Origin of the sequence: Bradyrhizobium sp. SHOUNA76 (assembly GCF_023006445.1) — a bacterium.
GTDB lineage: Bacteria > Pseudomonadota > Alphaproteobacteria > Rhizobiales > Xanthobacteraceae > Bradyrhizobium.
The window spans coordinates 1-2299 of sequence record NZ_JALBHA010000733.1; the positions used below are offsets into that span (position 1 = coordinate 1).

General features: G+C 67.3%; 3 protein-coding genes and 1 pseudogene. 3 read left to right on the top strand and 1 reads right to left on the bottom strand.

The genetic code is table 11. The annotated features are described in order from the left end of the window. The 3 genes and pseudogenes from MOV74_RS36305 to MOV74_RS36315 all read left to right on the top strand — a co-directional run. Nucleotides 1-199 (top strand): annotated as a pseudogene (locus MOV74_RS36305) (hypothetical protein); the annotation flags it as partial. Nucleotides 200-299: 100 nt separating this feature from the next. After that, nucleotides 300-992, top strand: coding sequence for a response regulator transcription factor (locus tag MOV74_RS36310; RefSeq protein ID WP_246932105.1), 693 nt, complete (start codon nt 300-302; stop codon nt 990-992). Beyond that, on the top strand, nt 979-2055 hold the full coding sequence (locus tag MOV74_RS36315) for a HAMP domain-containing sensor histidine kinase (RefSeq protein ID WP_246932107.1): 1077 nt from the start codon (nt 979-981) through the stop codon (nt 2053-2055). Before MOV74_RS36310 ends, MOV74_RS36315 begins: the two co-directional genes overlap by 14 nt. 12 nt (nt 2056-2067) lie before the next feature. On the opposite strand, the gene MOV74_RS36320 is transcribed toward MOV74_RS36315, so the two are convergent. After that, on the bottom strand, nt 2068-2299 hold a 232-nt coding region (locus MOV74_RS36320), incomplete at its 5' end, for a response regulator transcription factor (protein WP_246932109.1).

Sequence of the window (2299 nt, forward strand, 5' to 3'; positions counted from 1 at the left end):
CTTCGCGCACGCGGCGATCGGGCCACGCTTCGCCGGCGCCGGCTGGCACGGCCGCCACGCCTTCCATCATCATCACTTCCGCCGTTTCGCCGTCTTCGGCGCGCCCTTTTTCTACGCCGGCTATAGTGATGGTTGCTGGCGCAGGAGCTGGACGCCCTATGGATGGCAATGGGTCAATGTGTGCGGAGACTATTGGTAGTCGCATCGCCGTACCGCACCATTGTCGCGGTCGCCACCGGGCGGTTCCGTCCAGCCCCGGAACGGGATAGTCTGGTGGCGATCGTCGCGCGGAGTTTTGCATGACCGGAGGTCACCGCCGCATCCTGGTCGTCGAGGACGATCCGGAAACCGCAGGCCAGCTCGTCGAGGAATTGACGATCTCGGGATACGAGGTCGACCTCGCTGCCAACGGCCGCGAAGCGCTGAGCCACGGTGCCGCGCGCGACTATGCCGTGATCGCGATCGACCGGATGCTTCCCGATGTCGACGGCATCAGCGTGATGCGGCAATTGCGCGACGACGGCGTCGCCGCGCCGTTCCTGATCATTTCCGCGCTCGGCGAGGTCGATGACCGCGTGCGCGGCTTGCGCGCCGGCGGCGACGACTATCTGGTCAAGCCGTTCTCGTTCACCGAATTGCTGGCGCGGCTCGAGGCCCTCGGCCGCCGCAGCGAGACCATCGCCAAGGAGACGCTGCTGCGGGTCGGCGATCTCGCCATCGACCTGATCGCGCGCAATGCCAGCCGCCGTGGCCGAAAGATTCCGCTGCTGCCGCGCGAGTTTCAACTGCTCGAATATCTCGTCCGCAACGAGGGCCGCGTCGTCTCCCGCGCGATGCTGCTCCAGCACGTCTGGGACCTGCATTTCGATCCCTCCACCAACATCATCGACGTCTATGTCGGGCGCGTCCGCCGCAAGGTCGACGATGCCCAGGCCTATCCGCTGATCCACACCATCCGCGGCATCGGATATTGCCTCCGTGCTCCTGGCTAAGACGCTCCGCTCCTCGACCTTCCGTCTGGCGCTGATCGCGATCGCCGCGTTCGGGCTGATCGTCGCGGCGATCATGGCCTATGTCTATTTCGGCACGCTCGCCTATGTGGAGGGCCGGCTCGGCCACGCCGTCGACCATGACGGCTTCACCGGCATGATCGAGCTCGCGATGGCGGCGGTTGCCGTCCTGCTGCTGGTGCTCGCCGGCCTCGCCGCCGTGCTGGTGACGCGGCGCACGGTGGGGCGGATCGAACAGATCAATGCCACCAGCCGCGCCATCATGCTCTCAGGTCTCGACCAGCGCATCCCCTTGCGCGGCAGCAACGACGAGTGGGATCGCGTCGCCGAAAGCCTCAATCAGATGCTCGACCGCATCGAGACGCTGATGGGCGAGGTCAAGCAGGTCAGCGACAACGTTGCCCACGATCTGCGCACGCCGCTGACGCGGATGCGCGGCCGGCTGGAAAAGGCCTATCATCACGAGCGCAACGGCGAGGCGGATGCCGCGCTGATCGGCGACACCATCGCCGATCTCGACGCCGTGCTTGGCATGTTCGCCTCCATCACCCGGATCTCGGAGATCGAGACCCGCGCCCGCACCGGCGCCTTCCGCGCGCTTGACCTTGCCCAGATCGCCGGCGAGGTCGTCGAGCTCTACGATGCCGCCGCCGAGCAGGTCGCCACAAAGCTCAGCCTTGCCGGAGACCGTCAGGTGCCGATCACGGGCGATCGCGACCTGCTGTTCGATGCCATCGCCAATCTCGTCGACAACGCGATCAAGCACGGCCGGCCGGGCGGGCAGGTGACGGTGACCTGCCGCAGCGCCGACGGCAGCGCGGTGATCGCCATCGCCGACGATGGTCCGGGCATTCCGGCCGAGCAGCGCGATCACGTCTTCAAGCGCTTCTACCGGCTCGAACAGAGCCGCTACACGCCGGGCAATGGGCTTGGCCTCAGTCTGGTGGCGGCCGTCGCGCGCCTTCACGGCGCCGAGGTCGCGCTGCACGACAATGCGCCGGGGCTGATGGTGCAGCTCAGCTTCCCCGCGACATCGGCGAAGTGAGACCCGGTGGCATCACAGCTCGATCACACCGCGGCGCGCCGCATGCGCCACCGCGTCGGTGCGGCCGGTGGCATCGAGCTTGTCGAGCAGCGAGCCGACATGGAATTTGACGGTGTGCACGGAGATGCCGAGCCGGCGCGCGATCATCTTGTTGGAGGCGCCCTCGGCCATGAGCGCCAGCACGTCGAGCTCGCGCTGCGTCAGCGCGATGTCCCCGGGCATGACGCGCGGATCGCGGGCAACG

Coding starts and splice junctions, on each gene's coding strand:
- MOV74_RS36310 (WP_246932105.1), top strand. CDS start 300: ATGACCGGAGGTCACCGCCGCATCCTGGTCGTCGAGGACGATCCGGAA.